Below are 8616 nucleotides of genomic sequence, written 5' to 3'. Positions count from 1 at the left end.
CCAACGACACCAAATCCAACGACTCCAAACCTTCAGACTCCAAACCTTCAGACTCCAAACCTTCAGACTCCAAACCTTCAGACTCCAAACCTTCAGACTCCAAACCGACCGAAGACACGAACCCCGACTTAAAGCTGGCTGACACGGCTCCAGCCAACCAGGATGAGTCGTCCAAGGATATCGGCGATCTGACAACCGAAGGTGACTCCAAACCCGCCCCCATGGACACGGCGGATCGGTCCATGCCAGCTCAGTCAGACAACAACTCGCAAAACATCAAAGCAGAACCATCGGACGCAGAGCCTTCCGCCAAACCTGTGCCCAATGCAATCGCCGCTGCGACACCGAAGTCGCAACCGAATGCGACCAAACCAAACCCGCAAGGCAACCCCACCACTCCATCGGGCAATCCCCCCAAAGATTCGCCTGGTGCAAACAAATCCGGTGGTAAAAAGTCCGACGCCAAGAAGATGGTTCAGGCAGATTCGCCCAAGGCCAAACCACAACCCAAAGTTGCCAACACTTCAAAGCCTCAGGCAAAGACTCCTCCTAAAAAGATGGAGCCCAACAAGTCGACCGTCAGTCTCAAAGCGACGCCCCGGCGTCAACGAAATCAGAAGGGCCAGAATGCCACGACCAACCGACGCAGGCTCAAGATCACCGAAAAGCTTGCCGCGATCGCGGAGGCCGAAGAACGTCCGGGCGACGAACTCAAAATGCGGGAATCAGTCGTCGAGATTGATCAGATGCTTGCTGAAATTGAGACAGGCTTGAGGAAGCTCGTTGACCGAAAGATCGCCGATTCCGATCGCAGTGAACAGTTCCGCCGTCTCGATTCAGGACTCGGCAACATCGAAGACTTCGTTGCCAAGTTGAGAGAACAAACTCGGGAAAGCCAATATGCATTTGTTGGTTTGCAGATGGTCGACATCACGCGCTCGCACGTCACCCCCGCCCGCGACCGAGCATTCGCGGGATCACAGCGTGCCAGTTCTGACAACGCTGACGCCACGATGAGCCTGCAGCACGTCGTTCGAGCTCGCGAATTGCTGGGTGCACTTCTGAAACGTTTTGACCGAGTCAAGCGTGAGAAGAAACTGAAAAAGGAGATGGACGAGGCCGTCACCATCTATGAGGTCTACCTGGAAAAGCGACGACAGTTGATGCGGGAAGCTCGACAAAACCGAAACCCACTGGATCGAAAGATGGGCATTGTCGAAGTCGACCAAGCCTACTTGGATCGCCTAGCGGAAGTCCTCGAACTGCGACGTGCCATGATGGACGAGTTTGCGGAAATGTTGGGCGACGACCCGCGATTGCTATCGCGATACATGGAATTGGTGCAGCGTCGTCAGAAATCTCTCCGGAACCAACTTTCGGACCTCTCGCAGCGACAATACGACCTTACCGAAGAAGCAATGAACTGGCTGCAGATCGATCCATCGCAACGCCCCGATCTTTGGACGATCATCATCGAATTGCGATTGAGTGCGTCCGAAGATCTGGCCAAAGACGCGGCGCAGCTGGCCGAACGCGTTCAGAAGCAGCTGCCTTTGGAAGTCAACGCTGAATCAGGAACCGCGGCAAATCTGGTTCGAACAGCCAAGCAAATTTCCGCGACTGCGAGAAACATCCAGTTCGAAGCGGACGAACTGGATGCCAATTCAAATGGAGAGGCGAAGGACCATGAGTCGACAACTGGCGCCCGCTCATTGATCGATCAATGCGAACGACTGTTCTCACATCTGGACCGGTTGCAGTTTGAGAACGAGGGCAACGATGCGTTGGCACTCTATGTCGAGTCTCGCATCCAAGAAACCCGCGTCGTTGCTGACCAAGCCGATGTGTGGGCTGATCTTCATCGGAACATTCAAAGCAACAACTACGGCGGGTTGGTTCAGACTGAACAATACCGCCTCGCGATCTCCACTCAATTGCTGCGAGTCGAGATGCTGGACATGGAACCGAATCTGACCGCAGAATTCCTCCGCACGGTCGGTTCTGATTTGCCCGGTGAAATCAAGGACATGATCCGCACGTTGCATCGATTGATGGAAACAATCACCTACAACCAAATCGCGGCATCCATTCGATCCGGCCAAGTTGATTTAGAATCGGGCAACGCACAACAACAATTGGCAACCGATCGACTGACCGAAGCGGAAGAACTGTTCGATAAGATTCGACGATCCGTGGTCATGCACTTGGACGAGTACGATCCTCAAGATCCCAACATCGCTGACTTGCGGGACCCAACGCTCGACGAATTCTTGGCAAGACTCGAACGCGAACCCAACATTGCATCGCAATTGGGCATTCCCAATCGGCGAACCAACCTTCGGATCCGGGCCGATACCGTGTTATGGCAAGAATCCGCCAGCGGCGGAACGCTCGAGGGATCTCAAATGGCGGCTGCCCGACGAGCGGCACAGGCGATGAAGATGCAAAAACCAAAGCCCAAAAACCGCAAGCCAAAAGGTGGCGACAAACGATCAGAAGAGATGTCAGAGGAAGAACGCGAACAGGCAAAACGAGCGCAAGAGATGCTTGCGAAAACGCTGCTGGATATCGAGAAGCAAAAAGAAGACGGTGAACAATCAGCGGCCGAGCGACAACGGCTTGATGAAATGGCGGAGAAGATCAAACGCCTGATGGACCAAGATGGTGACGGCTCGGCCGAGCGGGCTTGGCAGCAAATCGTGCAAGCCGACGAGGCCAAGGAACTGATGCAAGCGATCGCCAATGGTGAATTCATTGCGGACCAGCAATGGAACCGTCTGCTGTCGACTCTCGACGATGGTCTTTGGCAGGTTCAAGGCAACCGCCCACCGGAAGCCTACCGCAAAGCGATTGAACAATACCAAGATCAACTCCGCGAGTTGATGTCAACGATCGATGAGGGCTGAGCATGAGAAATCAAAACACACCTGCCCCATACGCAGACAAGACAACGCGTGAGGAAGGCCGATTGCCTTCGCTGACAAAACACTTGAATCGACGCAGGTTCGTTGCATTGCAAACCGCACTGGCCGCCGTGTTCGCATGCGTCGCCGTTCCCGCCACCGCACAAGATTCCGCGCCGGTGATTGCCACCTCGGCCAACCTGAGTGCTGCGTTGCCGGCGAGCGAATGGGCCCGGGTAGAATCATCCGTTGATGACGGACTGAAGTGGCTGGCCAGCCAACAAGCGGAAGACGGTCGATTCCCAAGTGAAGAAGTTGCACAACCGGCCGTCACTTCGTTGGCGATCATGGCGTTCCTATCCCGCGGGCACTTGCCAGACAAAGGTCCCTACGGCTCGCAAATTTCACGAGCGATCGACTTCGTCCTCAGCACCCAACGTCGTCGCGGCTATTTCTCGCTTCAACCGGTGCTACCTCCGGTCGGACACCTGAAACCGTCCCAAACGGTGATCTACAACCATTCCATCGCTGGGTTGATGTTGGGCGAGGTTTACGGAATGGGTTCCGGCGAACGGTCTCAGCGGATTGAAGAAGCCTTGCACCGCGCACTGGTGTTTCATCGTGAAGTTCAATCACGCATCAAGGGAAAAGAATCGGATCACGGCGGGTGGCGATACGGGTACCCAGAGAGTCCTGATGCGGCGTCCGACATGTCCGTCACCGGATGGGCGCTGATGTTCTTGCGGTCGGCCCGCAACGCGGAATTCAACGTGCCCAAACAATACTTTGACGAAGGCCTGAACTTTGTTGAATTGTGCTACGAACCCGATGTTGGTTCACATGAGAAAGGCGTCTTTCGTTATCGGCCTCATGCCTCGCAGGACAAGCCACAGATCACTCTCGCGAATACGGCTTCTGCGACACTCACGTTGATCTTGGGTGGTCGACAAGACCACGCGAGCATTCCGGTCTCGGTGCGTTGGTTTCGGACGAGAAACTATCCTAGCCCTTGGCAGAACAACTACTACTACCTCGCGACTTATTACAGCAGCCAAGCGATGGCGCAGGTCGGCGGCGACACCTGGGACCAAATGTTCCCGCAGATTGCGGCAGGGCTGTTGAAGGAGCAAACTGAAAGTGGTGCCTGGCCACCAGGCGGGTCGAACGAACAACAATTCGGTTCAACCTACAGCACCTCACTCGCGATCCTGGCTTTGACTCCCGCCTACGGCTTGCTACCGATCTATCAACGGTAGCAAACCGGCTCGCGACGCGGACCGCAACGATCCAGCAAGGCTTCGTCCAGATAGGGATCAAATTTTAGAACTTGCTGATTGCCTTCAGCACGCGTTTGAGCTGTTCATTTTCGGTGGTGTCCCAGGCGACGCTGGCGTCCGACTTCAGCTTCATCACCGCGTCGTTGGTTCGTTGCTGCAGATTTTCGAGCGTCGTGTGACGCGTCAGCACCAACTCGTTCGAATCCAGTTGAAACTGGACCCATTGTGCATCGCGTTCCTGAACGGCTTCTTCCGTTGTGAACCTTTGGTAGTTTGAACGACGCTGCATTGCGGGCGTCTTTCGCTGTAATTCCGGAGTAGCCAACTCAGCGATCATTTCATCTTCTCCGTCGATCACCTTCGGATCGGCACGTCGACTGATGTCATCGTCGCGATCCCCGAGGTCGGCGCCCGTTTCGGCGCCGGGTACAGCTGCCAATGGATTGTCGACTCGGTAGTCTCGGTCTGGATCGTAGTCATCGGCGTCGTAGATAGAATCATCCGAATAGGGCAGCGTTGCCGACAACGTCTGGATTTCGCGTTCACTGATTCGGGCCCCCATGTCACGCCCGGTGCCGAGTCGCCCTGCAGCGGAAGCAATGGCACCTTCCACTCCGTCTTCCACGGCATCGGCCATGTTGGCTTCTTCCGCAGGCGTCTCATCGATGTAGTCATCCACGCGGTAGTTATCGACATCGATCGGAGTGCGGGCGGCAGTCCATTCATCATCGATGCCTGGATCATCCACGCCCGCGGGAGTCTCAGTATCGAATCGTTTCAATCCATTTGCTTGAGCGGCCAGTTCGCCTTCCGGAGATTCATTTGATCGATCGTCGCTTTCGGTTGCGGACGCCTTGGGTGGACGAGTTTGCCGCAATTCTTCGGCGAGCTTTTCACCGACTTCCTTTGGATCGGGCAACGGCTCTTCCGTTTGACGCTCAGAAGATTGCGGTTGCGATTCCGCTCGCATTCGTTCGGAACTGACTTGCGATTGTTCAGTCACTGGATTGCCGGACTGTTCGGCTTGTTGTCGACGCAGTTTCCAGCCAAACGATTCCAGGGACTCGATCACTTCCGTCGACTGCCGAACCAATCGCTCAAACTCAGCAACCTGTTTTGGGTCCTTCGTGCGTTGAACGGACTCGGAGGCAAGTTTGCGAACCAAGCTCGCGTCACTCCAAATCACGCCGGCCAAGCCCCAATCACTGATCCGGTTGGGATCGTCCTGTTCATTCCCCGCCACTTGTCGCAAGGCATTGGCAGGCTCGGCGATTCGCGAATCTTGGGCGGATACGTTGGTCGCTGTTGTCGTCACACCAGCCAAGAGCATTGCCGCCAAAACCGAGCGTCGCCAACGGCGGCGGCTTCTCAGACCCGAGGTGGCCGTGAATTCACCCACGGAATGAGTAAGCAGGTCACCGGCGGGAATTTGATGCGTTGGAGATAGGCGTGACATTTGATGAGTCCTCTGTTTGATTGGTGCGAGCGTTGAGGTGTGACTGAAGTCCGGCTTTCACCAATCGACCCAACCTGCCACGGCGATCGACACAACGCACTCTGCCCGTGCGTTGTTGCATCGTAAGCCAAACGGAGAGTGGTTTGGTGAGGAAGCTCAAAACGAGCTCGTCGTAGACATGCACGAAGCGTGCCAGGAACCTGGGACTGCATAGGAAGGCATAAACAACAAATGACGATGTTAGCGGTGCGGCGCAAGCCGCCCGGCGAGGAACCGGAGGGCTCACGTCCTTCCGCTATGTCGCTTGTTGTTCACCCGTTCCTTATGAACTCGTCGATCGATCAAGAACATCCGAACAGTCACCTGCCAGCGAGAAAACTCGAGCCGGCCGCGAATCAACCACGCTGTCCGCTCTCGACACAAATCCGCCTTGGGCGTGGAGCGACATGCGTATCGCCAATCACAAAATAACGTCGATGCGCTTCGACATCAGTGCGATTGGGCATCAAGACAGCTTGCCACTGACGGAAAATAGCCCATGGGGAAATTTCGTCGTCACGCCTTTCTCCTGCCGAACGCTTCGCGTCGTTCATCGGCACCCTATTTGCGGTCTTCACCGACAGACGATTGAGCCACTTCATTGCCAATTCAGAGAGGACATCGACCGTGATCGCGTTTCCAACCAAGACACAATTGACTGAACTGTTGACTCATGAGAAAGGCGACTGCGTTTCCATTTTGATGGGCACCTATCAGGCCGGCCGTGACACCAATCAAAATCCCATCCGATTTAAGAACTTGGTGCATCAAGCGATTGGCGAACTGAAGAAGAAAGACAGTCCGCTTCTTCCACAACTGGAGGAACTCGCGAAGCTCGAGCATGACTCGACTTTCTGGCAAAACCAAACCGCTGGTTTGGCGATCTACGTCAGCGAAGGATTCGAAGAACGCGTTCTCCTGAGCCATGATCCCGGCGAGACCGTTTCAGTCAGTTCGGAGTTCAATCTCCGGCCCATCGCAAGTGTCGCCTGTGGTGAAACGAACCTGATGACGTTGGCTCTGTCTTGGGAGCGAGCTCGTTTGTTCCGCTCGGATGGTCATACGACGTTGGAAATTGAAGACGACATCTTTCCACTAACGATGGACGAACTCGTCACCGCGAGAGATCCTGAGAAGCAGTTGCAATATTCGTCACACGAAACACTCGGTGGCGGAGGATCAGAAACCGTGATGTACCACGGCCACGGAAATGGCGAGGATAAGATTGAGGCCGATCGCAGAGCCTACCTTTCGCGGGTTGGCGAATATGTTGCAAAGCGTCTTTACAACACCGATCAACAACTCGTTGCCGTTGCGACCGAAGAAGTCGCGGGACATTTCGATGCCGCCGCTGAAGCCGTCGAGTTGACTCAGTGCATCCACGTCAGTCCTGACGGGCTGAGTGATTCTCAATTGAAAGCTCGCATCACCGCGTTCGCCAAAGAACACAATCAACACAACGATGATGTGATCTCAGAAAGATTGGGTTCCGCCATCGCGGACAAACAAGGATCTGATGATTGGAAGCAAGTTGTTCTTGCGGCCGTCGAAGGCCGTGTGGACACATTGTTGCTAGGACAAGATCAGCCAATCGTCGGCTGTTGCGATGAAACCAATCACCAGGTTTCGTTGGACGAAGACGGAAACGACCTGGTCAACACCGCCGTCCGGCTCACCTTGAAGTCAGGCGGAACGGTCCGTCGCCTCCAAGGCAACTCTTCTAAGCAGCCGATGGCCGCCATTTTCCGCTACTGAAGAAAGCCTCCTCGGCTGGACAACCACCTGTTTCGCCAGCGCGGCCCGGAACACTCAGCATTTTCCCAAAGCAATGCTCGAGAAAATGCCATTTGGTTCCAAATGGTTTGGAGGACATGTTTATTCCGCGAGCAATCGCGTGCACGTTGATGCGATTCGGAACGTGAGAGGGTTCGGCCGGTCTCATGTGGCAATCTGTCAGGATTGTGTGAATTGCATCGTAGCCGTCCCTGATCAATCCAATAAATCGTAACGCTCGTCAAACCAATTTAAATCGAACTTGCCGATACCACCCTTACGCCAGTTCCAACTGCAAGAAACGATTGTTTGAACACGATCGGATCGACAAGCGGGGCAGCGGAACAACGCTATCGTTGGCGATGGCTGTCGTAATGGATGACCCGGGCATCGGTGAAGGCGAGTGAAATGATTGATAACGCGACTGTTACGCTCCAATCACTGAAGTGGATGAAACATCCGGCAACGGCCATCGTTCTCTTGCTATTCATTCAGGCAGCGTCTCTTCACGCAGACGAGACCGCCGAGTCGGATTCGCAACAGTTCCAGGATCATGCGCATCTTTTCGAGTGGGAACCAATCGGACAGATTGGGCTCGTCGAACCAGTCGTCCACAGCGACTTCGGTCAGCATTGCGAAAAACACTTCAGTTCAGAGCAGGGTGCGACCTGCTATCGACACCCGCTGGAACAATTGTCATTTCTCGCCGCGATTGATGGGTCAAAACAACCACAAGACTATGGCGTCAACGCTGACATCGGGGTGCGATTGCGAGGTCAGTACGCAGCACCGCTCTTCGAAGAATATGGGGTTGGTTATCAATTCGGTTCAGCGGTGACATGGACTGACAATGCAGTACGTGTCTTTGAATTGCTCGGCGAGGACACAACTCGTTTTCAAAGCTACACGACACTCGGTTTGTTCCGCCGCACGGATCACTGGGCAATCGGTGCCGTCATGGACTATCAATACCAGGACGGTTTTGACCAAACGTCGCTGGCCCAATATCGCGGTCGAGTATCCTATGACGTGACCTCTCAAACCCAAATTGGCTTGACCGGCCGTTTTCGTGCTTTTGACGACGAGGCCACTTTCAACGGAAATCCGGTCACGCTGAGGACGACCAATCAAGGATCGCTATTTCTGCGACACTTCTTCGAGACTGGTG

4 protein-coding genes and 1 pseudogene are annotated in these 8616 nt (G+C 54.7%); 4 read left to right on the top strand and 1 reads right to left on the bottom strand.

Annotated features, from left to right (window positions below; all coding sequences use genetic code 11):
• Together B2R17_RS26635 and B2R17_RS26630 are read left to right on the top strand one after the other, a co-directional pair.
• Positions 1–2906 (top strand): annotated as a pseudogene (locus B2R17_RS26635) (hypothetical protein); the annotation flags it as partial.
• Between the two features lie 2 nt (positions 2907–2908).
• Entirely contained in the window at positions 2909–4159 is a 1251-nt protein-coding gene (locus tag B2R17_RS26630; protein WP_286766380.1) for a prenyltransferase/squalene oxidase repeat-containing protein, read from the top strand.
• A 64-nt stretch (positions 4160–4223) separates the two neighbouring features.
• Here the strand turns inward: B2R17_RS26630 and B2R17_RS26625 are convergent, their stop codons facing one another.
• Positions 4224–5636 carry a hypothetical protein gene (locus tag B2R17_RS26625; RefSeq protein ID WP_286766379.1) on the bottom strand — a complete coding sequence of 471 codons (1413 nt, stop codon included), beginning with the start codon at positions 5634–5636 and terminating at the stop codon, positions 4224–4226.
• Positions 5637–6263: 627 nt separating this feature from the next.
• Here B2R17_RS26625 and B2R17_RS26620 point away from each other — a divergent pair.
• Both B2R17_RS26620 and B2R17_RS26615 read left to right on the top strand, forming a co-directional pair.
• On the top strand, positions 6264–7430 hold the full coding sequence (locus B2R17_RS26620) for a hypothetical protein (protein ID WP_286766378.1): 1167 nt from the start codon (positions 6264–6266) through the stop codon (positions 7428–7430).
• A 468-nt stretch (positions 7431–7898) separates the two neighbouring features.
• Positions 7899–8616: DUF6666 family protein (locus tag B2R17_RS26615; RefSeq protein ID WP_286766377.1), on the top strand; the 718-nt coding region annotated here is incomplete at its 3' end.

It is taken from the genome of Rhodopirellula sp. UBA1907, from assembly GCF_002337565.1.
Classification (GTDB): Bacteria; Planctomycetota; Planctomycetia; order Pirellulales; family Pirellulaceae; genus Rhodopirellula; species Rhodopirellula europaea.
Note: the sequence above shows the minus strand (reverse complement) of the source record. Positions and strands in the feature narration are given on the sequence as shown.

Coding starts and splice junctions, on each gene's coding strand:
- B2R17_RS26625 (WP_286766379.1), bottom strand. CDS start 5,636: ATGTCACGCCTATCTCCAACGCATCAAATTCCCGCCGGTGACCTGCTT.
- B2R17_RS26630 (WP_286766380.1), top strand. CDS start 2,909: ATGAGAAATCAAAACACACCTGCCCCATACGCAGACAAGACAACGCGT.